Origin of the sequence: Paenibacillus sp. 2KB_22 (genome assembly GCF_052115745.1) — a bacterium.
GTDB lineage: Bacteria > Bacillota > Bacilli > Paenibacillales > Paenibacillaceae > Paenibacillus.
Window position 1 is genome coordinate 1415330 of record NZ_JBFRHG010000002.1, and the last position, 26500, is coordinate 1441829.

Here is a 26500-nt window from a genome sequence, read left to right on the forward strand (position 1 = left end):
TACACATGAATATGGATATAACTCTGGAAGGAGATTTGAGGATGGAATTTATTTACGAAGATGAACAACTCGCCGTGAGCGTTATTCAAGCCATTCATACTGGAGATATCCCATCGTTACAGCAACTGCTGGCAGAGAATTCGGGATTGGCAAATATAAGAATATTGGAAAGAAAGCCTGACAACGTAGATTCAGACTCTACTATCTCTCGAACACTGCTGCACGTGGTGACGGATTGGCCGGGGCACTTCCCTAATGGAGCGTATACCGTGCGAGTATTGACCAAGTTCGGTGCGGAAGTGAACGCTCCTTTTGTCGGTCCAAACATCGAGACACCTTTGCATTGGGCTGCAAGCTCCAATGATGTTCAAGTGCTCGATGCCCTTCTTGACGCTGGCGCAGACATTGAAGCCCCTGGCGCAGTCATCGCCGGTGGCACCCCGCTAGACGATGCTATTGCTTTTGCACAATGGGATGCAGCACGGCGCTTGGTTGAACGCGGCGCGATCTTTGCCCTTTGGCATGCGGCCGCCCTTGGAGATATTCACGCCATACAAGAACATTTTAAAGGAGCCAAACTCCCGGAACGTTATCCTTGGGGAACAAGCAGCTCCCCTTCTCCTCCCAATGCAGTAACCGTTGCCTTCTGGTGTGCTTGCCATGGAGGTCGTAGAGAAACAGCTGAATACCTGCTTGACCGAGGCGCCGAACTGAACTGGATAGCCACCTGGGATGGAATGACTCCACTGGACACAGCCAAACGACATTTATGGGTTGAACTGATCCCGTGGCTTGAGAATCAAGGTGCCAAGTCTGCTAGCGAGATTCACAGGTAGATGAATGATCAATGGTTAGTCTGGAAGTACCAACTGCTGATGACTGCAAACATGAGAAGGTGCAAAAAAAGCCGAAATAACTGGATCAGGTAAGTGAAGAATCCGTTTGTTACCGGGGAGGAGTAGAAGGTTTAAGCATTTTTTAGTTATTTGTATATGTATAAAAGGAAAAGCCCGAGATCTTTGCGGGCTTTTTTAACATGCGCTTCATACCGGAATGTTTACCCCAAGGAATCGATTTCCCGAAATTCGGAAGGGTCTGCCTCTGCTTCGGCTGCTTCACCGTACAGCTTCTCCATATGCTGCATATGGCCGGCTCCCCAGTCACTCATTGTCTGAAGCACAGGTTTCATGAGCTGTCCGTACTCCGTAATCGAGTATTCAACCTTAGGAGGAATCTGTGCATACACTTCGCGATGCACAATATCATGATACTCCAGTTCTTTCAACTGCTGGGCTAACATCTTTTTCGAAATATCCGGAATGGCTTTTTGTAATTCGCTGAACCGCATTGTGCCGTTGCTCAGCAGGCGTAGAAGAATTAAAGATTTCCATTTGCCCGTAAGGATATCCAGCGCCGTTCCGAATTTGCAATACACCGTCATTTGCATTCCTCACTTTCTAGTCATCCGAGGGTTTACTTTTGGTTACCTGGTTAGGTTTAAGTGCCTACTTCCTGATTGGACTTTCTCACTTTAGTATAGAGGCAGACATCAAAATTGAACAAGTGAGGGGTAAAGAAACGATGGATATAACGTTATGGATCGTACAATTCATATTAGCGGCAGGCTTCGTATATTCGGGATGGATGAAAACCATTCGTATCGAGTCATCAAGAAAGATGTGGGCCTGGGTCGATGATGTGCCAAAAAGTCTGGTTGTTCTGATCGGAATCGCGGAGTTACTCGGAGCGCTGGGCCTTGTTTTGCCGTCGGCGCTGAACATAGCTCCGTTGCTTACGCCGATCGCGGCGATGGCTCTGGCAGCGGTCGTAATTCTTGGAATGCTGTTTCATATTCGGCGTAAAGAGTATCGGGAGCTTGGCGTGAATATCTTTTTTATAGTTCTGGCATTGATCGTAACCTTTGGAAGACTATGAACACGGCGCTCATCAGACTTATCTGTTCTCCTACCCAACCCAATTTTATATACGTATCCTTTGGGGTAGGTTAAGAGTGAAAGACTGTTTCCAACCTTTTTTAAAAAGCGGTCTTAATAATCTATGATAGCATTTTGTAGCTATCCCGTTACCGATGTGCTCACATATAAACAGGGACCTCTCGTCATATTGGCAAGGGCCCCTGTCTAACAACTTGATATATAATTTTCCGTTAAGTGATGGTCAGACCGCCGCTTGCATATCCGCCCACGGTTGTAGCTACATCAAGACCAGCTGTTACTGATGCCGAGAAGACCATAAGCAAGCGGTCACCTGCGGCTACCGGAATGCTCAGTCCTGTAGTCAATCCACTGGATATTGTGCCCAGTGCCAGAATTCCGGTGAGTGGGGGAGCCAAAGTGACCAATGCACCAGGTACAGCTGTAAAGGAGTTATTCGGTGTAGTGGAGCGGAATAATTGTGCAGTTATGGTTACTGTAGATCCAACCAAGCTCAGTCCGGCTGTCGTGCTGTAATATGCAGCCAGTGAAGTAATCGTTCCTGTACGCGAAGCGGAGAATGCAAAGTTAAGCAACGTTCCAGCAGCGCCTGTGAGATCAATAATTCCTCCACTAACACTTACCCCTGTAGCACTGTTGCCAAAACCAACTAAACTGGAGGTATTCAGAAGGCCGCCCAATACCGTAGTCAACGCAACCGGAAGTCCTGATGCATAAGGAATAATTGCTCCAGAACCTGTCGCACCAGTAGCCCCGGTTACACCTGCTGTGCCTGTTGCTCCGGTTACACCCGCCGTGCCTGTTACTCCGGTTACACCTGCCGTGCCTGTTGCTCCCGTTACTCCGGTTGTACCTGCGGTGCCTGTTGCTCCCGTTACTCCGGTTACACCTGCTGTACCTGTTGTTCCTGTTGCTCCGGTTGTACCTGCGTTGCCTGTTGCTCCCGTTGCACCTGTGGCCCCAGTGATGCTTGGAATTTCACCCAGCAATTCGGAAGAAACCAAACGATGGGCTGTTACCAAAGCTCCTGTGCTGCTCTTTCCCCATACGGATATTTGAGCAGGATCATTAACTACCGCTGGTGTTGTAAAAGTAAACTCGAAGGCATCAAAATTGGCATAATAGTTGTTGGTTATTACTTGATTGGGTACGATGTCAAAAGACTCACTGACATACAGTACTCTTATTCCACCACTCATGTAATACCCTTGTATTTGTACGGTTGAGGCTGTCACATCACTACGGTTATCAATTCTGACTGTAACTGTCTGAGTCGGTCTTACACCGCTAACAGCATTATTTTCTATCGGCCCTGTTGATAAAAAGCTCATCGCTACATCTCCTATTTTGGTTATTTCTTATCTGCTAGATGTTATTAACTGTATTTTCGTGCTCCACCACCCGGTGTGCATCAACCAATTGTCCAGAGGCTTGTTTGCCCCACACTGAAATCCCTACTTCCTTCACACCTGCCACATCTGTTCCAAATACAAACTCAAACGCATCTAAATCTGCAAAATAATCTCTGGTCACTGCTTCGTTAGGGGCTACACTAATCACTTCACTGACATACAACGTTCTCGTTGTGCTTAGCACATAACCCTGAATGGATACTGTTACAGAATCCACATCAGTCTGACTTACCAATTTAATCGTTACCTTTTGTGTTGGTCTAACTCCGGAAACCGGATTGTTTTCAATCGGTCCTGTTGATAAAATAGACATTTTTCCCCATCCCACCTTTTTATGAAACTCATACTCTAGCATTATTTGGCATAAGCTCACTTGATAGTAATATTCAAAAACTCAACCGACGGTGTGGACAAAACACAGGGGGCAATTTCACCATTATCAATAAACAACAACCTTGTACGACCCGTGCTTATCTATACAATGAATGAAATATGTACAACAGGGAGAAGAAATTATGCTAGTGAAAGTTGAGTATCAAGTAGGCGAGTATTTGGTTTAAAGCCAATTCGATTCCAGCAAAAAAAAACGACCGATCCCCCATTCGATCCCAGGGAAACGGCCACTGCTTAAGACGTGTTTATATTCGTGCTTATTTGATGAGGTTATGAACAGAATGACGGGCTTAGGTTCAGGAACTCATCTACCTCCAACTCCAAATAATGATTCGTTCTAAGCCCTTCACCCCTTCTGGCTCTGGAACGAAGCTTTATCTCCATATCCACCCATAATAGTACAGTTGATGCTGAACCAACCGTTTTGAATGTTAGCGATAAAATAGTAATCTACTTCATCCTCCAGCAAAGAGAAAAAGATTGTATTATCTTAAAATTGTGATATGATATCGTCAAGTTAATAAACATTTAAAAGAAAATATGAAAAATAATTACATTTAAATGTGACCAAACCTCTTTCTTCGCCAACTTCCAGTGTTCTAACCTATTTTATTGAAAGCGATTACAAAAAGAAACCTGACGGATTATAGCTTTTCTAATCCCACACACAGATACAGGCTTACTTCGGGTTATAGCCACTCCCTTGTCACCGTGACCACGTACACGGTGTAGAGGTCGCCTGGCTTAAACCATATAAAACAACATGAAGACTTACCTAGCAGCCAACCTAATAACTAGTCAAAAAGGGGGTGACATGAGGGACACTCTTCATTTTTTCGACATTTCATCATCTCAGCTATTCTGAATTTCGATTCACCACTAATCCAATCTCATGGAGGCGAAACGTATGATCCGTAAACCGCTAGTTTTGTTGTTGGCGTGTCTGCTAATCTTTGTCACCCTACCCGTAGAATCGAGCCATGCAGCCAATGCAGCCGTTGCCAAACTTCCTGGAAATTCTAATCCTCTCATCGATCACAAACTTGGAGCCGACCCTTATGTGCTCGTCCATAACAATAGGGTCTATGTCTACATGACAGGTGATGCATTTCTGTACAACAGTGACGGCTCTGTCAGAGAGAACCAGTACAGCACCATCGGGAAAATTAACGTCATCTCTTCAGCTGACATGGTGAACTGGACAGACCATGGTTCCATCCCTGTAGCGGGTGCGAATAATGCCAATAATGGACAAGGTATTGCCAAATGGGCTACCCAATCCTGGGCTCCTGCCATGGCGAAGAAAACCATTGCTGGCAAAGAAAAGTTTTTTCTGTATTTTGCCAACTCGGGCGGAGGTATCGGGGTACTCACAGCAGATTCTCCCATCGGTCCTTGGTCCGACCCAATCGGACGTGCCCTTCTAACACACGGAACACCGGGTATGTCTGGTGTAACCTGGCTCTTTGATCCGGCTGTACTTGTCGATGATGATGGCTCTGCTTACTTGTATGCTGGAGGCGGAATTCCGAATGATACCAATGCTGCTTCCATTGCCAATCCCAAAACAGCTCGCGTCATTCGTCTCGGTGCCGACATGGTCAGCGTGGTGGGCAGTGCCGTTACGATTGATTCTCCTTATATGTTCGAAGATTCTGGTATTCATAAGTATAACGGCAAATATTACTACTCCTACTGCATCAACTTCGCGGGAACACATCCCGCTGCATATCCAAAAGGTGAGATCGGATACATGGTAAGCGACAGCCCGATGGGGCCTTTTACGTATAAAGGACACTTTCTGAAAAATCCTGGTACGTTCTTCGGGGTAGGCGGCAATAACCACCATGCCGTGTTTCAGTTCAACAACGAATGGTATGTGGCGTACCATGCACAAACGGTAAGTAAGGCATTCCTCGGGGATGGCAAAGGGTACCGTTCCACCCACATCAACAAGCTGACCCACAACGCGGATGGCTCCATCCAGGAAGTGCAGGGTAACATGACTGGTGTATCCCAAACGACCAACCTCAACCCATATGTCCGGGTGGAAGCGGAGACCATTGGCTGGCAAGCGGGCATTAACACCGAGCCGAGTCAAGCGAGCGGTGGACCTGTAGCCAATCAGAATGTCACTAATATTCATAATGGAGATTGGATCGCGGTCGGCAATGTTGATTTTGGCTCAGCTGGAGCCTCCAAGTTCAAGGCTAATGTCGCTTCTACCGGAAATGGCAACATCGAGGTACGACTGGACAGTCCGACAGGTCCTCTGGTTGGAACACTTAATGTAAGCTCAACCGGCGGTTCGCAAACGTGGCGCGAGATGGAGACCAATGTAACCAACGCTACGGGCGTACATCGTTTGTATCTGGTGTTTACAGGCTCAGGAAATGGAAACCTGTTCAAACTGGATTACTGGCAGTTTACATCCGGTTCGGGCGGCAACCCCAATCCAAACGTCACCCGTTACGAAGCCGATAACATGACGCTTGGCGGCCAATACGCTGGCGTAATCAGTTCCCCTTTTAATGGAGTCGCTCTTTACGCGAACAATGATTATGCAGCATACAATCAATATTTTGCATTCCCAACCCATCAATTCTCTGTCCGCGGTGCTTCCAACAACAATAATACAGCCCGTGTTGATCTGGTCATCGGGGGTATAACCGCAGGGTCATTCTACTTCACGGGAACAGAGCCGACCGTTCAAACGCTTACCGGCATCACTCACGCTACAGGCAATCAGGAAATCAAGCTGGTCGTAACAACGGATAATGGCACTTGGGATGCTTATATTGATTATCTGGAGTACTCGCTTTAATTCATAGGACATGATCGATCGGGAGGATAGAATATGTGGAAAAAAATCTGTACGCTTCTGCTCTCTCTTCCGTTACTTGTGGCATCGCTGTCTGCGACAAGCCCTACCGCTTCCGCAGCGACGTTCAGCAATCCGGTCATTTATGCGGATGTTCCTGATAGTGATGTCATCCGGGTGGGCAATGCATTTTATATGACCAGTACAACGATGCATATGAATCCGGGTGTACCTGTGATGAAGTCTTATGATCTGGTCAACTGGAGCATCGTAAACTATGTGTACGATACCCTTGGAAACGGGGATATACAAAATCTGAACAACGGACAAAACGAGTATGGACGCGGTTCCTGGGCAAGCAGCTTGCGGTACAACAACGGGATATATTATGTGGCCTTTGGCTCACTTTCCACGGGCAATACGTATATTTATCAGACCAGCAATATTGAAACAGGGCCATGGACACCTTACACATTGAACAGTTATTACCATGACCCCTCCCTTATGTTTGACGGGAATCGAACCTTTCTTGTTCATGGCAGTGATAACATCAGTATCGTCGAGCTGACACCTGATGCCAAGGCCGTCAAGTCCGGCGGGCTGAGTCAGGTCCTGATTCCAAACGCGAGCAGTATAGCTGGCTCTAACATGATTGTAAAGGCAGAAGGAGCACATATTCAGAAGATCAATGGCATGTACTATGTATTCCTGATTGCCTGGCCTTCGGGTGATGGCCGCATTCAGCTTGCCTATCGTGCAAACACATTGACAGGGCCATACACAGGTAAAGTTGTACTCAGAGACTCGGGCATTGCCCAAGGAGGTATCGTGGATACCTCATCCGGTGCATGGTACGGATTGCTGTTTCGAGATAGCGGGGCCATCGGGCGCATCCCCTATCTTGTTCCGGTGACGTGGTCGGATAACTGGCCTGTGTTTGGGGTGAACGGCAAGGTTCCCCTGAACATGAATATGCCCGTTGAAGGTCAGCCTGTTGCCAAAATCTACGGGTCCGATGAGTTCAACACAACCACATCAGGCACACCCTCAGTAACGCAACTGTTAGTGAACGGGGGCTTTGAGGAGAGCACCATTCAGCCGTGGTCCAGCAACAATACGGCAACCATCAACTTAACGAATGCCGAAGCGTTTAGCGGGACCAAAAGCCTGCTCGTCAGCGGCAGACAACAGACAGCTGGTGGTGCCAAACAGATGGTTACAGGCAAGCTGGTACCGGGAGAAACGTACTCTTTTTCGGCAAAAATCAAATACACGACTGGTCCTGCAACCAAAACGTTTAATCTTAGCATCCAGAACGGTACAAGTTATACCGGAATTTCCATTATGGGCAGTGCGACGCTAACCCGCGGACAATGGGGCACTCTTCAAGGTACGTATACCGTTCCGTCGAATGCAGACCTGTCCCAAAGCTTTATTTTTGTGGAAACACCGTATAACTCGAATCCGGACTCGACCAATGATCTGATGGCGTTTTATGTGGATGACGTCTCCCTGACAAGTAATTCACCTTCCGGCACATCTGGACTAGCCACATTCTGGCAGTGGAATCATAACCCCGATGCTGCCAACTGGTCCCTGCTCCAGAGGCCCGGTTTCATGCGGTTAACTGCCGGCAAAATCAGTAAAAACCTGTTAGAAGCACGCAACACACTGACACAACGAACCTTTGGTCCAAAAAGCACGGGCATTACCGCTTTGGATACAGCAGGCATGAAGGATGGTGATTATGCTGGACTCGCTGCTTTTCAGGCCAGATATGGCTTTGTCGGCGTAAAGATGACGGGCAGCACCAAATCCATCGTTATGGCTAATGCCAGTTCCGGCACCATGACCGAAGTAGCAACTATGCCATTAAACCAGAACAGAATCTATCTTCGCGTCATCTGTGATTTTACGAACCAGACTGACAAAGCCTACTTTGCTTATAGTCTGGATGGTAGCAACTGGACAACCATTGGCAATACACTTCAAATGTCTTACACCCTGCCACACTTTATGGGATACCGGTTTGCACTATTCAATTATGCAACGAAGGCTACCGGAGGATATGCAGATTTTGATTATTTCCGCGTAGAATAAATGTGGTTTTATTAGGTTATTAATTTTTCGGTTATTAATCAGGACCTGTAACTTCACCATGTGTGGAGCCAGGTCCTTTTCAGTACATTTCTTATGAAGATCTTCCTCTTTGTAACTTCAAAAAGCCCGGAACTGTTTTATATAACGCATGTATCCTTCAGCACTTCGGTTAATCTCTTCATCCGTAGTCTGGAACGAGGCACCATAGACTGCATAATGCGGCAGCGCCTGAGCCCCTACATGATTCATGCTTGCTATGAAAGGTGCCACAAGTTCCTCAACGCTATAACCGATAGAACCATCTTTCGCATAATTCTCCTGCTTATCCCCTATGGACATCGCTAGTCCTATCCGTTTTCCCTTCAACTGATTGCCCTTCGATCCGTACGCCCATCCATGGGTGAACACGTCATCAAACCATTTTTTCAGCAAGGGTGGATAACTGTACCAATATAACGGGAACTGCAACATAATATGATCATGCGTCTCCAGCAGCTCTTGTTCTCGGGATACATCAATCTTCCCATCGGGGTAGGTCGTATATAATTCGTGAAGAGCAATATCATCTGGATACTGCAGCAGCTTCTCCTTCCAGCGACGATTGACTCTCGAACTTTCCATATCGGGATGTGCCAGAATAACAAGTGTTTTCATCATAAGTTCCTTTCTTCCCATCCAGGGTGTTAGTTTCTATATTTGAATATGGACCATTATCGACTACATCCTTTCAAAAGAAAATACACACAATGAAGTAAGATACTTACCTCAAAGTGTGTATGGACTTCCGTGTCAGAACTGTGAGAAAATAAATAGTTACACCCTATATAACACGTAAAATTTAACTTGAGGTGAATCAGGATATGAAACAATACAATCTGGGCATTGAAGCGACGCTCGAAATTATAGGTGGCAAGTGGAAAGCCTTGATCATCTGTTTATTGATGTCCGGGGTAAAGAGAACGGGCGAATTAGAGCGAAGCATCCCGGGCATTTCACAAAAAGTGTTAATTCAACAATTGCGCGAGCTGGAGCGGGACGGCCTTGTCACCAGACATGTCTACCAGCAGATGCCTCCCAAAGTGGAATACGGGCTTACAGAATATGGCGTGACCGCCAACACCATCGTGGATGTCATGTGTGCTTGGGGAAAGGACAATATTGCTCTCAGACAACAGCGGGGCGAAGACGTTGTATTGTTGGAGAACAACCATCCCGAATCTTGATTTCACAGTTGCACATCCCCCAAATATTATGTAGGACATATGTCTCTTTTTCCACGAAAACGATTAAAAAACCTTTATATTCCAGACCAAATGATCGATATACAAAATGGGACACCTAAATATCCCGTGTTGAGCATTGGATTCACATCTCACAAAGGCAACACGGGATAGCAGAATGATACATACGGTAGCGAGTAAGGGAAAAAGATAAGCTCTATCTGGTGAGATGGAAAGGGCTAACAAAGGAGAGTCATATGAAGGTAAGAACGAGTCAAAAAGGAAAAACACGCCACATCTACATCAACTTGATGTTATCTGTTCTGTTATTGATTAGCAGCATCCCGCTGTGGCCGATCTCAAAAGTGCATGCCGCGGATGAGGAACATCATCTGTTATCTCTGAACCGGCCGGTGTACAGTTCCTCATCTCTGGGCGGCAATACGGCAGAGCATGTAGTTGACGGTAACAAAAACACCCGCTGGGAAAGCATATGGCAGCAAGATCCGCAGTGGATCTATGTTGACTTAGGCGCAATTGCCTCCATCTCGAGCATCTCCATCCAGTGGGAAAATGCGTATGCTTCCAGCTTTGATCTGGAAGTATCCAACGACGAGATCCATTGGCAGTCTGTTTACTCCACAACAAAAGGGCAAGGCGGCCTGGCCGAAATTGAGGTCACAGCGGAGGCACGATATGTGCGCTTGTTCAGTCATCAAAGAGTGCAGCCAGCCTATGGCATCTCTGTATACGAATTCAATGTATACGGGACGGGCGGAGCAAATCCACCTCCCAAACCAGCAGCAATGAACCTTGCACTTGGACAACCGGTTACAGCGTCCTCGGAAGAAATTGATGAGCCCAGCCGTTCAGCCGAGGATAAAGCCAAAATGGAAAAAAAGAATTACGAAGCCCGGAATGTGACGGATGGTAATCCGGATACACGCTGGTCTTCCATCTACAAGGATCAGGAATGGATTGTTGTAGACCTTGGACTAAGCCGGAAAATCGGGAATGTATCCCTGCAATGGGAAAACGCTTTCGGACGTGCATACGATATTCAAGTATCCAATGATGCACAGCAATGGACTACATTGTACCGGGAACTGCACAGCAACGGTGGACGGGATGAAATTCCGGTATACGCCGAAGCACGGTATGTGAAATTGGCCGGACATGGCAGAGGAACAACCAACGGATACTCCCTGTACGCATTCGATGTGTACGAGTATATCGAAGGCGATGCCAAACCTGTGCATACCATTCCGAATATCCCTGAACCGTCCTCGGTACAGGTGGGTTCCGGCAGTTACGCTGTAAATGACATCACGATGCTGCAGCCGAAAAACCCGAAAAATCGTACGGCTGATATTACGGCGCCTCTCCCTTCCAATGACTGGTGGCAGTCTATTCTTGTATCCGATCTGGGGGATGGCAACAGTCTGGTCACACTCCCGCTCAAAAGCAGATATACCAAACAAGGACTTCAACTTCTGAATCCCGGAGCTGGTTACGTTTCGGCTGATGGCGGTTCTATGGACGCTGACGGGGAACCGGATCTGATCATGACCACCAGCAATATGAACCCGGCGGAGGTCAATACCAAGGTGGCGGGATACGGGGATTATTCTGCCACGATCATCATGAGTGATGATGACACGGCCAAAATGAATACCACCTTTGTGAAGGGTTCCCCTTTCCTGTACAACACCTTCGATAACCCGGATACCATTATTGTTCGTTCTCCCAACATCACACGTCTCTTCGATGATCAGAACCGTGAAATTGTTCTGAATGATGGAGAATCGCTGACGGCCGATCATATCGGCGTTGAAGTAACCAATCAGGACAGAGCGCCCACGCCTCAGACCTTTACAAGAAACTACGGGATCTATGCACCTGAAGGAACCGTATTTATGAAACTTGGCAATACGCTCAAGATCAAGCTGGGCCAGAGCGGAAACTATCTGTCACTGGCTACCCTGCCGTCCGCGGCAGAGCTGCCTTTTTATTACCGGCATGCCTACGCCTTTGTTACCGATACACAAGTGGACTACAATTATAACGAGAGCACTTCACTGGTAACGACTACCTTCAGCTCGGTAACCCAGACGAAGCGGGCAGGCTTTTCCTCCGAGACACTGATGGCGTTGTTCCCGCACCAATGGAAACTGGCGACTACTCCCGTAACGGAGCTTGCTTACCCTTCCATTCGCGGCATGATGAAAGTAAGTGAAGGCAATACGTTAACGACACAGGATCGATTCTATGGCATTATCCCACAATTTGTGGAGCCGGATGATCCAACCTACTCGCGTGCACAATTAATCAGCTATCTGGATCAGCTTGACGCGGATACGGCAGGCAATCTGATGAGCGAGGACCCTTACTGGCAAGGGAAAAAGCTTCATCCGCTTGCACTGGGTGTACTCATCAGCGACCAGATCGGAGATACGGTACGACGAGACCACTATCTGTCCCTGCTTCGAACCATTTTGACAGATTGGTATACCTATTCGCCGGATGAACCTTTGCACTCGTATTATTTTTATTATTCGGATGAATGGGGAACCATTTTCCCTTACGGTAGCGGATTTGGTGTTAATACCGGATTGACAGATCATCATTTCACCTACGGCTATTACGTTTTTGCATCGGCTGTACTGGCCACATATGACCAGACATTCTTGCAAGATTACGGCGACATGGTTGAGCTTCTGATTCGGGACTACGCCAATCCTTCACGGACAGATGAACAGTTTCCAAGGCTTCGCAATTTCGATGCGTACGCAGGTCACTCCTGGGCAGGTGGTTACGCCGATAATCGCAGCGGGAATAACCAGGAGGCCGCAGGTGAAGCCCTCTTTAGTTGGGTCGGCCAATATATGTGGGGTGAGGTGACAGGCAATAAAACCTATCGCGACACCGGGATCTGGGGCTTCGTGACCGAAGAGAAGGCTGCCGAGCAATACTGGTTTAACTATGACGGGGATAACTGGCTGGAGGATTACCAACACGCTACGGTAGGTCATGTGTACGGCAGCGCCTACCTGTATGGAACGTACTTCTCGAATGAGGCCGAGCACATTTACGGTATTCACTGGCTGCCGCCAGCGGAATGGATGACCTATTATGGACGTGATCCGCAGAATACTAAGGCTCTCTACAATGGTCTCATCAAGGATCTGGGCGGTCAGCAAGAACGCACATGGCAGCATATTATCTGGCCGTTCCAGTCCATTGGAGACCCGCAAGGTGCTCTAGCCAAATGGAATACGAGCGAGATGCAGCAAAATGAAGTCTTTAACGCGTACTGGTTCATGCACAGCATGGCTTCTACGGGAACACGCACGATGGAAATATGGGCAGATGATCCGGCAGCAACCGTGTATGAAAAAGACGGCGTCTATACAGCGCAAATCTGGAATCCGTCCAACACTGTCAAAACAGTGCATTTCTACAATGCCAATGGCGCTTTGGGTTCAGCTACCGTTTATGCCAAAGCGCAAGTAAAGGTTAACCCGCTGGAACATTCCGTTGTTAAACAGCCGGATGCCTCTCAGGGAGTAGTCTATCTCGATCGGAGCCAATGGTCCATTACGGCATCCTCCAGTTCAGAGCCGGTAGAGCGCATGGTCGACGGTGATCTGACTACACGCTGGTCATCCGGACAGCTCCAGCAGCCTGGCGATTGGCTGCATATCGATCTGGGTAGCGAACAGTCTATGGATACGGTATTCATGAACTCCGGCAACAACGGCAGTGATTATGCTCACGGGTACGAAATCTACGTATCCAAAGATAACGAGAACTGGGGCCAGCCTATCGCAGAGAGCGCTGGAACATCTCCAAGTCTGTCCGTGGAATTGGGCATGCAAACCGCCCGTTATGTCAAAATTGTATTGACTTCCTCTGCGGACAGCTGGTGGTCGATCTCTGAACTCAAGCTTGCCCGATTTGGCAAACTTGAAGCAACACCGGAGCTCCCACAGCCCGTACCGCTTCCAGATCGCTCTTCATGGATCGTAACCGCCTCCTCTACTCAAGGAGCAGATGTGACGGCCAATATGCTGGACGGAAGTTCAGATACCCTATGGACTAATGGGAGGAAACAAATCGAAGGACAATGGATTACCATTGACCTCGGCCAAAAGAGTTCTTTCGATGCCATAGAATTGGACCCGGGTCATGCGAAAGAAGACTATCCGAGACAGTATCGGATTTATGTCTCGGATGACGGTGAACACTGGGGCACGTCCATTGCAGGTGGCGAAGGCACGCCTGGACACATGTCCATCACCTTCCCTGAACAGCAGGCACGTTATGTGAAGGTGGTACAGATCGGGGATTCCGATCAATGGTGGTCGATCTCCGAGTTGTTTGTTCATCATAATGGAACAGGCAAACAAAAGCGGTTGCTGGCAGACGGCTGGTCCGTGACCACTTCCACCGGAGATGATGCAGCCGCTATACTCGACGGCTCGGACCAAACACGCTGGACCTCCGGTCAGGCTCAAACAGGCGGTGAATGGATTCAGATTGATCTGGGAACCTCGCAGTCAGTGAATCGGATTGTGCTGGACAGCGCGCACAGCCGGGAAGACTTTGCTCGCGGTTATGAAGTATTTACTTCTCTGGATGGAGAGCATTGGGGAGATGCCCTGGCTTCGGGTAAAGGATCAGATTCGCTGGTTTCTATCCCCTTTGCAACGCAAGAGGCACGTTATATTAAGGTCGTACAGACGGGTACTGATTCTCATTGGTGGTCCGTAGCTGAATTAGAGGTCTATACCACTGATCAGACACCTTGGATATCCGGGGAACAGGATCATCTGTTACCTGCTGAACTGGATCGAACATCATGGACAGCGACTGCCTCCTCCTCTGAAGATGTTGCGGCAATGCTGGACGACGATCTGAATTCACGCTGGACCTCTTCAACTGGTCAACTTGCCAATCAATGGGTCCAGATTGATCTGGGAAGCAAGCAGAGCTTCAGCCGCTTGACCATGGACTCGGGCAGCAGTAGTAACGATTATGCTCGCAGTTTCAAGCTCTTCACTTCTGATGATGGCGAGCACTGGAATGGGGTTACGGAAGTCCTGGGAACAGGCCCAGCCATCTCACATACGTTCTCCAAACAAACGGCGCGATACATTAAACTGGTTTTGACCGCGGACACTCCCGAGTGGTGGTGGTCCATTGCCGAGTTAAAACTTTACCATTAATGTCATCATGATCTGTTCAAACACCTCTCTCCCGTCCCTGCGGGACAGGGGTGGTTTTTCATTGCCAAGGATGAAGCAAAGCTCATTCAAACTTCATGTTCCATATATCACCTCTGTAGTAAGATATAGATTAATGTAATTTCACTACATTCTATTCAACAAGGAGGGTTCCTTATGAAAAATATGATTGTCTTCGGGGCGAGCAAAGGATTGGGTGACGCATTCGTTAGAGGCGTGCCACAGTCCGGTGATAAAGTCTGGGTGGTCTCCCGCAGCAAGCCGGAAAGTCTGAACGTGGAGGATGGCGTCCAGCGAATATGGATTCAGGCCGATCTTTCCGAACTTCAAGCCGCGGAGCATATTGCCAACCAGCTTCAAGGCGAGACGTTGGATGTGCTTATTTGTAACGTGGGGATCTGGGAGAAGGAAGGATTTGAAGAGCACTATACGTTTGATCGGGATGAACCCGCAGATATCAGTCAGCTAATTCATGTGAATGTGACCTCAACGATTGTATGTATACAGGCTTTACTGCCTCATCTTCGCCAGTCAGAGGCAGGCAAGATCATCCTGATCGGTTCAACAGCCGGTTTGAGCAATGCAGGCAACAGCCAGGTTTCATTTGTCGCCTCCAAATTTGCCATACGGGGTGTTACGGAAGCTCTAAGAGAGCATACGAGAGAGGACCGCATCGCAGTGACATGTATCAACCCGGGCGAACTGGCGGCAGCAATCCCTTATGAAGACGGAATGGAACGTGCACTCGCCGAGTATGACGGGACCCGTATTCCCCTGCAGGACATGGTCGCCATCGTTCGATGTATTATCAGCTTGTCCAAAGCGGCCTGTGTGAAAGAGATCAACATACCCGCATTAACGGATAAGAACACTTAAATAGTAATGACATCTGCCCGCACAACCGGTTCGTTCAGTGCGGGGTCGCTATGTATACATACGCTGGACTGAAGACCGTCTACATTAATACATGCGACAAGTGCGCAATACCTATGGAATTCATGCGTTCATGCTCAGGGATATTTTCATATAATAAATGAGACTTTCCTGCCTTGGCCAGGTGATCACGCATAGCTGCAATCCGTCCTTTATTAACATCAATAAAACGAAAATCGATTTGGCGCAAGTGCTCCAGCCCGGTCAGTCCAGCAAAAGAATCCGCCTTGAGCGCAGTATTGATTTCTTTCAGCTCAATGGCCTCCAACATGCGGGCTGTCCATAGATATTCGATATCCCGCAATGATTTCATATAGTCCAGTTCGAGCTGTCTGAGAGAGGACATATGGGAAAAGTCACATAACTGCTCCAGCTTGGGCAAGGACAGATGCAGATATTCCAGCCCATGCATCTGTTCGAGTCCCTGAACACTCGTCAGCTTGCGAACAGAGCTTAGCTTCAACATCGAGATGGTCGACTCTGTCAATACATCCAGTCCACCTTTTAACTCGCCATGATCCAGGGACAGATATTGAAGCATGGGCAGTTCTGCTAACACATCTAGACTTTCGACCGTGCAGTTCAGAATGAGCGTATGCAATTGGAGGCATGCTGCAATGGAAGTCAACCCGTTGAATTTGCCACGCAGTTCAAGAAAGGTCAATTGTCTGTAATGTTCAATAAAATTGAGCCGGGTTGCCTTTGCAGGTGAATTCAATCTTAGAAACTGCAGTTGCTCCATGGCACCCAGAATCGTCAAATCCTGTGCCTGCGAAAGATCAAGCTGCAAGGCAGACACATGCTTTAACTGGGCCAGTCGCCCCAAAAATCCCGATGAATATACCCCTTTAGGGTCCACATGCGATATGTGTAGAATTAGATCCGGCCGGGCAAAGAACACTTTAGCATCTAGCTCGGCAAGGTCCTCGTATGTATCCGCGCCAACACGAAAATGAACCGTTGCTCTGCGGCGCAACAGATGCACCGCCTGGTGCATCTTTTCGGCATTCCATGGAGCCCCCTGTATCGAAGCATGCCATACCTCACTCACAGATAATCCCCCTTTTTATACCCCTATAATTCCAATTCATTCCATTATAAACAACATGACCTGGATGAACCACCACTTAACCCTGTTTTTTTTCATTCCTATCCTCTTTTCAACCCTTCCTTTCATTTTTCTCATGTCCCTTTCCTTCCCGTTGCTTCCATGATTATTCGACAGAAATCTACATAAAACTATAGGATATACCGACATATAACTTAGGCGTTTTGAGCTTTTTATTACTCATCTGGGGAGATGGAATATGTCGAACATGTTGAATAAGTGGGGTAAAAAGGGAGCACGGACATCCAGTATGGCAAATACGTTGTCCATTGTGCTGCTCGTCATCATCGTAGTCGTCTTTTCCGTGCTGGGAACATTTATGTTTGCAAGCACACGAAACATTCTGGTAAAGCAGCAGGAATCCATGCTCCAGACTAAGACACAGGCCATTGTTAGTGAATTTGATGCGCTATTCAAAGAAAAGGGCGCGCTGGTCAAACAAATGTCCACGAACACATTATTTAAGCAATACATAGAAACAACAACCTCTGCAGCAGATGCGGCAAGTTCAACCTACGCTGCTGAAACACAGGCGACACTGGCTGAAATTGTTAAGGCAGAGCCTTCATTTGCCGATGCTTGGGTCGCGGGTCTGGATGGAAAAGGTTTTTGGATTCAGAATGATGGTGTCGTCTCTGCACCGGACTTTGATATCCAGTCACGTCCATACTACAAGCCTGTTACCGGTGCAGACGGGCTGTATTTCTCCGATCCGTACATTGACGTTGCAGCAGGCGACGTACTTATGGGGATCTTTTATCCCATCAAAGACGACAACAATAACATGATCGGCTTCGCTGCAGCGGATATTGCGTTCAAGGATATTCCAGCCATCATGGAGAGTTATTCGCTTGGTAGCACGGGCTATTCCATGCTGCTGTCCAAGAGCGGGGAAATTCTGTACCATCCTGATCAAGAGAAGGTGCTGAAGGAGAACATCCTGGACAGTACGGGGGACATGGGAGAGATCGGCAAGAAAATGCTTGCCGGTGAACACGGCATACAGCTTATGAACGACAATGGGGAACGTCGTTATATCGGCTACGCTACCAGCAAGGATACGGGATGGTCCGTTGGTCTGACGATAACAGAGAAAGAAGTACTGGGTGAATTAAAAACGTTCACGTGGATTACGCTTGGCGGCTTTGCTGCAGCCACCCTTCTGCTTGTGATTATCTGTTACATTACCCTTCGCCGTCTGTTACGCTCCATACCACAGCTGCTGGCCAAGATCAAACAGATTGAACAAGGTGACCTCACTGTCAAACTGGATATCAAATCCAATAATGAAATTGGACAGATCGCCACAGGCTTGAATTCTATGGTACAGAAAATTCAATCTATGCTGCAAATGGTTGGCAGTTCGGCGCAAATCCTGAACCAGTCGTCGAATGATCTGCAAGCCATCTCCTCACGAACGGCTGTGACCATGAATGACACATCGACAGCGATTAACGAGATTGCCAATGCAACGAATTATCAGTCCATCGAAACGGAAAATATCTTACGCAAAACAGGCTCGTTGTCCAGCCAGATCGATGAAATTGCCACCGATGCACAGGCTATGGGATCAGTCGTACAGACATCTGCCGATCAGAGCAGCCAAGGGCTTGCGGTCGTGGAACAATTATCGAAATGGTCGGAGGAAAATCATCAGTCCACCCAAGCGGTGTCCTCTATTATTCAGGAGATTGATCTGAGCCGGAATGAAATATCCAGTTTTGTGGATACGGTCAAACAGATTGCCTCTCAGACGAACCTGCTCGCCTTGAATGCCTCCATTGAGGCCGCACGTGCTGGCGAACATGGAAGAGGATTTGCCGTTGTTGCCGAAGAGGTCCGCAAACTTGCAGAACAGACCGCTCAGGCAACAGAAGAAATCAACAAAAAAGTGAATGTGATTGAAGAGAAAACAACCCTGTCGGTTGAACATACCATGCGCGGTATGAAGATTGCGGAGGAAAATGCCAAATCCGTGGAAGATACCAAGCATGTATTTTTCAGCATTAACAGAGACCTGAAAGATCTGCAGCAGCGTATGATGCAGATTACCAACAATACCTCCAATGTACACAAACACAAAGATGAGATATTCCAGGCACTGGAGATTATTTCTTCCACCACAGAGGAAAACTCGGCATCGACGGAAGAAGTAAGCGCCAGCACGCAGGAACAGCTGGATAGTATTGAACAGGTAGCTGATCTGTCGAAACAGTTGAACCAGCTATCTGGCAAACTGCAAGACGAATTGAGCCAGTTTAAAGTGAAGTCATGATCCACAAGCTTTCCCCTGCTCTTCTCTTTTCGTCGCTGTCCATTTATTATTAATGAATATGTGTACGAAGAGGATTGGAGGCTGAATCATCATCATGAACTTTGCCAAACGAATGGATCATTTCAACGAAGGAATTTTCACCCGGTTGCTGGAGATCAAGCGCCGCAGACTGGAGAACGGACAGCCGGTTATTGATCTCAGTGTGGGTACGCCGAATATCCCACCTGCACAGCATATCATCACTGCACTATGCGAGGCCGCAGCAGATCCGGCTAATTATATATATGCTGTGAATGATCAGAGTGAGTTGCTGCAAGCTGCTAGCGATTGGTACAAGCAGCGCTATCAGGTCGAATTGGACCCGGCATCACAGATCTGTTCCTTGCTCGGTTCACAGGAAGGGCTTGCACATATATCCCTCTCCATTGTAGATGAAGGTGATCTGGTGCTGGTCCCTGACCCCTGCTATCCCGTCTTCGCGGATGGACCGCTACTGGCAGGTGCTGAACTGTATTATATGCCGCAAAAAGAAGAAAACGGGTATGTTATTCAACTTCAGGATATACCGGAAGATATCGCCCAACGAGCGAAATTCATGCTGGTCTCCTATCCTAACAACCCGACAACCGCGATGGCACCGGATCAGTTCTATATTGACCTGATAGCCTTTGCCAAGAAGTATGATATTATCGTGCTTCACGATAATGCGTACAGTGAACTCGTATTTGACGGAATGTCCTGTGGAAGCTTCCTTGCGTTCCCTGGCGCCATTGATGTCGGTGTAGAATTCAATTCCTTATCCAAGACCTATGGCCTGGCCGGAGCTCGAATCGGCTTCTGTGTGGGCAATACAACCATGGTTTCCATGCTGAAAAAGCTAAAATCCAATATGGATTACGGGATGTTTCTGCCCATCCAAAAAGCAGCAATTGCTGCCATTACCGGAGATCAATCCGAGGTTGAACGGGTCAGAGCTATATATGAACAGCGCAGAGACATCCTCTGTGAGGGCTTCAGCCAACTCGGTTGGCCTATTGCCAAACCGGAAGCAACCATGTTTGTCTGGAGCCGCATTCCGGCTCACTACGACAGCTCGGAGCAATTTGCCATGGATCTGGTCACACATGCGGGTGTCATTGCAACCCCAGGCAGTGCCTTTGGTCCTTCTGGCGAAGGTTACGTTCGATTCGCGCTTGTTCAGGATGTTGAAGTACTGCAGCAAGCTGTGGAATCAGTCAATCACAGCGGGATACTGATATCCAGCTAACAGGAACAACGTTATCATGAGTTTAACCATAAATCCCCTCATGTTCTACAAGGAGTATAAGCTTCACGTTTGATAACGTGATCTCTGCTTCTTGTAGACCTGAGGGGATTTTATCATTTGGTGCGGGACCAGATATTCATTGGATGATGCTACTTGTGTTGTGCCTTGCCTTCCAGGGTCCGAAAAACCATTATCGATGAACATCAGTTATCAGTTCAACGGAATTCTAAGCTGGTAGCTAAATGTTGCCAATCGATAGCAAAAGCCTGCTCTGGGAGCAGGCTTCATTCTTCAACCGTTTATACAGACTTGCGCCAGTTAGAACGATACATAAGATACAGGAAGTACGGTGTTCCTATGATCGCAATGAGTATACCTGATGGAATCTCTGTCGGTGCCATGACGGTTCTGCCGATGGTATCAGCGAGCACCAGCATGACTGCACCCGCTAATGCGGATAGGAACATGGATCGTCTTAATTTATTCCCCGTCAATAGCCGTACCATATGGGGTGCAATCAAACCGATAAAACCGACGGTTCCTACACAAGCAACAGCACCTGCTGCAAGCAAAACACCAACTGCCATGGCCAATAATCGTGTACGACGTACACCCAGACCAAGTCCGGATGCACTGTTATCGTCAAATACCAGCAGTTCGAATCTGCGTGCCAGCCACCAAGCCACCGGTACCAGAATCACCAAAAATAATCCGATAACCCTCACCTGATCCCAGGTACGAGCATAGGTACTGCCTGTCAGCCAGATATATCCACTGCTACCGTATACCGCACCTCGTACAATCAGGATTTGAATACCTGCTCCGGCAATGGCAGACATCGCGATCCCCAGCAACACCACTGCAGACGGGTTCAGCCCTTTCTTCCAGGCAAGTGAGAACACAACTACTGCGGCAATGGCAGCACCGATGATTGCTGCAATCGGCAGCAAGTAACTTGGAAGACCCGGCCATAAAATAATGACCATCATCGCTCCGAGACCTGCACCAGAGGAGACACCCACAATTGAAGCATCCGCCAGCGGGTTCCGAACCGCCATTTGAATCAGCACGCCGCTAATAGCCAGTGCTGCACCCGCTCCAGCGGCAACAAGGGTACGCGGAATCCGAAGCTGAACCAAGGCGGAGAACAGTCCATCCGACTGGAACAGACTCGGCAACAGATCAGCCAGTGGAATCCGCATCCCGCCAAACATTGTACTGAGCAAAATAAGTCCGACAGTAATGATTGAAAATAAGACGGCCACGGGGCCGAATGCAAAGCGACGTGAAGTTGCTCCCGTGCTCATTGAAGTGGACATGCCTGATCCATTCGCAGCCTTCATTCGTTTGAGCACAAGCCAGATGAGCCACGGTGCACCAATGATCGCCATAACAGCACCTGTTGGCAACTCCATACTGGAGTTATGCACCATCTTGGCAAGGACGTCTGCCCCAACAAGGAGCGCTGCTCCCCATATAAACACACCGGGTAACAGTAATCGGTTGGAACGTACGCCACTCAATCGCACCAGATGGGGTGCTACCAATCCCACGAAGCCAATCGGTCCAATAACACTGACGATGACTGCAGCCAGCAATACGGCGAGAATTAAACCACCCGTACGAGCCAAACCAACCTTTTGCCCCAAAGAAGAAGCCGTTGATTCATCCAGCTCCAGCATATCCCACTGTCTGGACAAGAGTAACGCTAGAAGGATGATGCCAATTACCCAAGGCCACGCATAAGATACACCACTCCAGTCATTCTGGACAAGTGTTCCAGAGCCCCAGAGAAATAACCCTTGTGTCTCCATGGAGAAAAATATATGTAATGCACTTGTAAATGAACCGAGCACCATCGATACAATCATACCTGACAATGCCAGTCGAACCGGGCTTGATGTTCGTCCGCCGCCCATGAAATAAGCTGCAAACGCTGCCAGTAAACCACCAAGAGCTGCGAAAAGAAACGGAGACTGACTTAACAAACCCGGAAAAGCGATAGCTCCCAACACCACCACAAAGTACGCTCCTGCATTAATGCCCAGCGTATCCGAAGCAGCCAGTGGATTACGCGTAATCGTCTGAAGCAAAGCGCCTGCAACAGCCAATGCACCGCCTGCAAGAATACCAATCACCGTACGCGGCATCCGCAAATCCCAGACCATATTATGCTCTAATGAATCCTGTCTGCCTGTGAGCGAGTCCCAAACGACATGCAAAGGAATGGATGCCTCTCCATAAATTAGACTTACAAAAAAAAGCACGATGAGAGCGGTCAAACCGCCCCCATATATGCTTATTGTGCGCCAATTCATCGTTGGCTTGGATCTTTGAACCGAACTCATTTGGTAATCGCCTCAACAACTCCGTCAACCAATACTTTGGAGGAGATCGGTCCACCAAAAGTCCATGTGGTGCTGGCCAGTTGATAGGTGCGTTTGTCCTTCACGAAGTTCAGTCCGTTCCAAACCGAGTTATCTTTCATGGCTGTGCCAAAAACGTCATCGTCTGGTTGAGTAATATAAATGAAGTTACTGTCCTTAACAGCGGTCAACGACTCAATTCCTACTGTCGAGAAGCCGTAGTTTTCCAGTTTGTCCGGCTTCCAATCGTTCACCAGACCAATTTTGTCCAATGTACCGATAACAACCGAATTATCCGTAAACATACGCAGGCTGACTGCATTTTGATACGTGAATGCCTGAGTCAATGCAAAGTTGAAGTTCTCTTTACCCGCAGCTGCCAATTTTTCTTTGGCTTCTACATAGTGCTGATCGAGATCACTAAGCACTTGCTTAGCCTTGTCTTCTTTACCAAGAGCTGTTGCAATGGTATTAAAGATCTCTGTCATTTTGTCATAATTATAGCCATCGCCATCATACGGATCGAATTCAATGGTTGGTGCGATAGCATTAAGCTGATCGTAGACGGCATTATTATTATCTGCGTTAGCAATGATCAGATCCGGCTTCAATGCAGCAATAGCTTCCAGGTTCGGCTCACCGCGTGTACCGATATCCGTTACACTGTCATCCAGTGCTGCTTCGGATGTTACCCACACTTTATAGTTAGCGTTATCTGCATTACCTACTGGCTGAACCCCCAGGGCAACAACATCTTCCGTATATGTCCATTCAAGCGTAACGACACGTTCTGCTGGCTTGTCCAGCTTAAGCTCTCCACGTTTATGCTTCACGGTAACAGGACCTGCTGTCTCTTCAGCGGGAGCACTGCCCGAATTAGTACCTTGACTTGTGTCTGTTGTAGTCGTGGTTTTACCACAACCCGCCAAAACCAGCACAAATGCCAGCATGATCAACAGTGCATTTAACCCTTTTTTCATATCTTGATCTCCCCTGTTTGTATGTATTTATATGATAACAATTATCATTATCACTATTGGATTATGCCGTAGGAATGAATTTTTGTCAATGAAAAGTACCTTATTTCAACTCTTTTATGAAATAAAAAAAGGAAAAGGATAGCTCAACGGCCATCCTTCCCTCCGATTACTGTCTGTTTGCATTAACTCAACTGCATCGTAGTGATGCACGTATTATCATTTTCGTATGTAGACAATTGCGTTTCTGCAACCTTTCCATCTCGAACAATCCGAATCAGATAGGTTCTGTCTCTTGGCACCCAAAAGTCCATAAATCCGTTCGCACCAGATTTAATCACTTCATCTTTCATAAACGTGTTGCCTTGAGAATCGTGAATGGTAACGCTGAATTCCTTATTGCTCATTTCCCCCTGACAACCGGTCAAGCTATGAATTGCACAGGGATGGGTCTGGTCCACATAGGGTGCAATGGAAAGGAAGAATTCTTTTTCAGGCAAATCATATGTAGTCGTATGTTTATCTTGATCGGTGACGATTAACTGTTTGGCATTAATGGAAGCAGATTCCGGCGTCTCTTTTCCTGTACTGATATCTTCCACCAATTTTCTGATATTGGGCGCATTGGCTGTACCTGCCTCTTCTTTGCCCGTATTGCTTGCAAACAGGTAGGTTCCGATCACAATGACGATTGCAACACTTGCAATAATCCATATTTGTTTTCTCATCTGGAGTTCATCTCCTCGTCCGTTTTGGTTTATTATAAGGGAGAACACAGTGATACGGACAGTTTACGACACCAAAGTCACCATATATTCACATTTTTGTATTGTAGTACGAGTTATCTGCAGACTGTGCACTGTATCATTGATAAGTAAGGGAGGTTGTGTATATATGCTTAAGTCTCCATCCGTATCTGACACTGATCGAAGAGTACATAAATCCAAACTGGCTCTGAAAAAAGCCCTTCTGGAATGGATGTCCCGAAAACCATTGGCCAGCATAACTATCACCGATATTGTCAAATCCGCTGATCTGAATCGCAGCACATTCTATAAACATTATGTATACAAGGAAGACCTGTTTGATGAATTGTTAAATGACGTGATTGACGATCTAAAATCAGCCTATCGAGCACCCTATCAGCATTTCCGAGATTTCGATATTAAGGACCTTAATGCCTCAGCAATTCAAATTTTCGACCATGTGCTGGCTCATGCCTCCTTCTATACAATATTGGTTCATTCTAACGTGCTACTGGATTTCAGGGATACACTCTATGTAACACTTAAGAACTTGTATCTGGAGGATGTAACCGATCTGTCGCCTGATCCACGGTTGGATAAAGAACTTCTCGCCTGTTATCAGGCTAATGCCGTTCTTGGTTTAATTACGGGTTGGGTGCAAAGCAACTTCAAATACAGTGCCTCCTATATGGCGGAACAACTGTTGGAATTTACACGCATGAACCGATCCCAAGAGATTTATCGGTCTAATCTCCATTCTGCAACGAGTCCTTCAAGATAATGTTACGCCATAACTCTGTTGTGGTATCTGATCTTAAAAAGAGGTACTGTCTCCCTTGAAGCTTGAAATACAGTACCTCTTTATTATGTCGAAAATTTTACTTTAATTAGTTGCTGATCCAGCCACCATCTACAGGCAACTCAACACCTGTAATGAATTTGGATTCATCGGATGCCAGAAACAGGTAGGCGTAAGCGATATCCATAGATTCACCAGCATGTGGAGGCAGTGGTGCAAGATTTTTGTAATGCTCCCCCATCTCTACCTGGGATTTGATGCCTGCTTTCTCCACCATACCTGTAAACACAGCACCCGGATGTACGGAGTTCACACGAATATTGTCTTTGGCAAACCATTGTGCCCCGTGTTTGGTCAATGAACGCACAGATCCCTTGGAAGCACTATAAGCGGCGCCCTGGGCATCCGCAATTCCACCAATGATCGCTGCAATGGAAGAGGTATTAACGATGGAACCTTGTCCATTCTTCTGCATATAAGGAATAACTGCCTTCATTCCGAGCCATACACCTGTTCCATTAATGGACATAACCTTGTCCCAATCCTCTAGCTCAGCTTCCAAAATGCCTTTGGCCATATGAATTCCAGCATTGTTGACCAGAATATCTATTTTGCCGTATTTCGATACGGTTTCTTCCACAACAGCGTTCCATGACTCTGGACTGGACACATCCAGCTTCAACGCAATGGCTTCCCCGCCACCAGCTACAATCTGTTTAACCTGTTCCTCCAAAGCTTCGATTGCCACATCGGTAGCCACTACCTTGGCTCCTTCTCTTGCAAATAATTGAATACCTGCCAATCCCATGCCACTTGCGGCTCCAGTTATAATTGCAACTTTTCCAGTTAATCTGCCCATTCCATATCATCCTTTCCTATTAC

19 protein-coding genes are annotated in these 26500 nt (G+C 47.4%); 10 read left to right on the forward strand and 9 right to left on the reverse strand.

Annotation, left to right across the window (positions count from 1 at the left end; genetic code table 11):
• Window positions 1-41 precede the first annotated feature (41 nt).
• Complete coding sequence (locus AB4111_RS17340; RefSeq protein WP_442032512.1) at window positions 42-836, forward strand: ankyrin repeat domain-containing protein; 795 nt, start codon at window positions 42-44, stop codon at window positions 834-836.
• Window positions 837-1057: 221 nt separating this feature from the next.
• Here AB4111_RS17340 and AB4111_RS17345 read toward each other — a convergent pair whose 3' ends face one another.
• Window positions 1058-1441, reverse strand: a complete 384-nt coding sequence (locus AB4111_RS17345; RefSeq protein ID WP_442032513.1) for a winged helix-turn-helix transcriptional regulator — start codon at window positions 1439-1441, stop codon at window positions 1058-1060.
• A gap of 38 nt (window positions 1442-1479) precedes the next feature.
• On the opposite strand from AB4111_RS17345, the gene AB4111_RS17350 reads away from it, so the two are divergent.
• A complete protein-coding gene (locus tag AB4111_RS17350) occupies window positions 1480-1935 on the forward strand; it encodes a DoxX family protein (RefSeq protein ID WP_442032514.1) in 456 nt (151 codons plus the stop codon).
• Window positions 1936-2167: 232 nt separating this feature from the next.
• Here the strand turns inward: AB4111_RS17350 and AB4111_RS17355 are convergent, their stop codons facing one another.
• Window positions 2168-3286, reverse strand: a complete 1119-nt coding sequence (locus AB4111_RS17355) for an exosporium glycoprotein BclB-related protein (RefSeq protein WP_442032515.1) — start codon at window positions 3284-3286, stop codon at window positions 2168-2170.
• A 34-nt stretch (window positions 3287-3320) separates the two neighbouring features.
• Window positions 3321-3680, reverse strand: a complete 360-nt coding sequence (locus tag AB4111_RS17360) for a hypothetical protein (RefSeq protein WP_442032516.1) — start codon at window positions 3678-3680, stop codon at window positions 3321-3323.
• Between the two features lie 987 nt (window positions 3681-4667).
• Here AB4111_RS17360 and AB4111_RS17365 point away from each other — a divergent pair.
• Together AB4111_RS17365 and AB4111_RS17370 are read left to right on the forward strand one after the other, a co-directional pair.
• Window positions 4668-6584, forward strand: a complete 1917-nt coding sequence (locus AB4111_RS17365; protein WP_442032517.1) for a carbohydrate-binding protein — start codon at window positions 4668-4670, stop codon at window positions 6582-6584.
• Window positions 6585-6617: 33 nt separating this feature from the next.
• Window positions 6618-8681: a family 43 glycosylhydrolase gene (locus tag AB4111_RS17370; RefSeq protein ID WP_442032518.1), complete on the forward strand. Its 2064-nt coding sequence runs from the start codon at window positions 6618-6620 to the stop codon at window positions 8679-8681.
• A gap of 117 nt (window positions 8682-8798) precedes the next feature.
• Here AB4111_RS17370 and AB4111_RS17375 read toward each other — a convergent pair whose 3' ends face one another.
• On the reverse strand, window positions 8799-9335 hold the full coding sequence (locus AB4111_RS17375) for an NAD(P)H-dependent oxidoreductase (protein ID WP_442032787.1): 537 nt from the start codon (window positions 9333-9335) through the stop codon (window positions 8799-8801).
• Between the two features lie 206 nt (window positions 9336-9541).
• Between AB4111_RS17375 and AB4111_RS17380 the strand changes: the two genes are divergently transcribed.
• From AB4111_RS17380 to AB4111_RS17390, 3 genes are all read left to right on the forward strand, one after another.
• Window positions 9542-9904 carry a winged helix-turn-helix transcriptional regulator gene (locus AB4111_RS17380; RefSeq protein ID WP_278298771.1) on the forward strand — a complete coding sequence of 121 codons (363 nt, stop codon included), beginning with the start codon at window positions 9542-9544 and terminating at the stop codon, window positions 9902-9904.
• 254 nt (window positions 9905-10158) lie between these two features.
• Entirely contained in the window at window positions 10159-15129 is a 4971-nt protein-coding gene (locus AB4111_RS17385) for a discoidin domain-containing protein (RefSeq protein ID WP_442032519.1), read from the forward strand.
• 174 nt (window positions 15130-15303) lie between these two features.
• Window positions 15304-16023 carry an SDR family oxidoreductase gene (locus tag AB4111_RS17390; RefSeq protein WP_442032520.1) on the forward strand — a complete coding sequence of 240 codons (720 nt, stop codon included), beginning with the start codon at window positions 15304-15306 and terminating at the stop codon, window positions 16021-16023.
• 79 nt (window positions 16024-16102) lie between these two features.
• On the opposite strand, the gene AB4111_RS17395 is transcribed toward AB4111_RS17390, so the two are convergent.
• Window positions 16103-17131, reverse strand: a complete 1029-nt coding sequence (locus tag AB4111_RS17395) for a hypothetical protein (protein ID WP_442032521.1) — start codon at window positions 17129-17131, stop codon at window positions 16103-16105.
• 256 nt (window positions 17132-17387) lie between these two features.
• Between AB4111_RS17395 and AB4111_RS17400 the strand changes: the two genes are divergently transcribed.
• Window positions 17388-19463 (forward strand): methyl-accepting chemotaxis protein, encoded by a 2076-nt coding sequence (locus tag AB4111_RS17400; protein ID WP_442032522.1) that lies wholly within the window; start codon window positions 17388-17390, stop codon window positions 19461-19463.
• Window positions 19464-19557: 94 nt separating this feature from the next.
• Window positions 19558-20730 (forward strand): aminotransferase class I/II-fold pyridoxal phosphate-dependent enzyme, encoded by a 1173-nt coding sequence (locus AB4111_RS17405; protein WP_442032523.1) that lies wholly within the window; start codon window positions 19558-19560, stop codon window positions 20728-20730.
• A gap of 299 nt (window positions 20731-21029) precedes the next feature.
• Here AB4111_RS17405 and AB4111_RS17410 read toward each other — a convergent pair whose 3' ends face one another.
• From AB4111_RS17410 to AB4111_RS17420, 3 genes are all read right to left on the reverse strand, one after another.
• A complete protein-coding gene (locus tag AB4111_RS17410; RefSeq protein ID WP_442032524.1) occupies window positions 21030-23078 on the reverse strand; it encodes an iron ABC transporter permease in 2049 nt (682 codons plus the stop codon).
• Window positions 23075-24076, reverse strand: a complete 1002-nt coding sequence (locus tag AB4111_RS17415; RefSeq protein ID WP_124115888.1) for an ABC transporter substrate-binding protein — start codon at window positions 24074-24076, stop codon at window positions 23075-23077. Before AB4111_RS17415 ends, AB4111_RS17410 begins: the two co-directional genes overlap by 4 nt.
• Window positions 24077-24258: 182 nt before the next feature.
• Window positions 24259-24801 carry a CueP family metal-binding protein gene (locus AB4111_RS17420; protein ID WP_442032525.1) on the reverse strand — a complete coding sequence of 181 codons (543 nt, stop codon included), beginning with the start codon at window positions 24799-24801 and terminating at the stop codon, window positions 24259-24261.
• A gap of 166 nt (window positions 24802-24967) precedes the next feature.
• Between AB4111_RS17420 and AB4111_RS17425 the strand changes: the two genes are divergently transcribed.
• On the forward strand, window positions 24968-25600 hold the full coding sequence (locus AB4111_RS17425) for a TetR/AcrR family transcriptional regulator C-terminal domain-containing protein (protein WP_442032526.1): 633 nt from the start codon (window positions 24968-24970) through the stop codon (window positions 25598-25600).
• A 106-nt stretch (window positions 25601-25706) separates the two neighbouring features.
• Here AB4111_RS17425 and AB4111_RS17430 read toward each other — a convergent pair whose 3' ends face one another.
• Window positions 25707-26477, reverse strand: a complete 771-nt coding sequence (locus AB4111_RS17430; protein ID WP_442032527.1) for an SDR family NAD(P)-dependent oxidoreductase — start codon at window positions 26475-26477, stop codon at window positions 25707-25709.
• Between the last annotated feature and the right edge of the window lie 23 nt (window positions 26478-26500).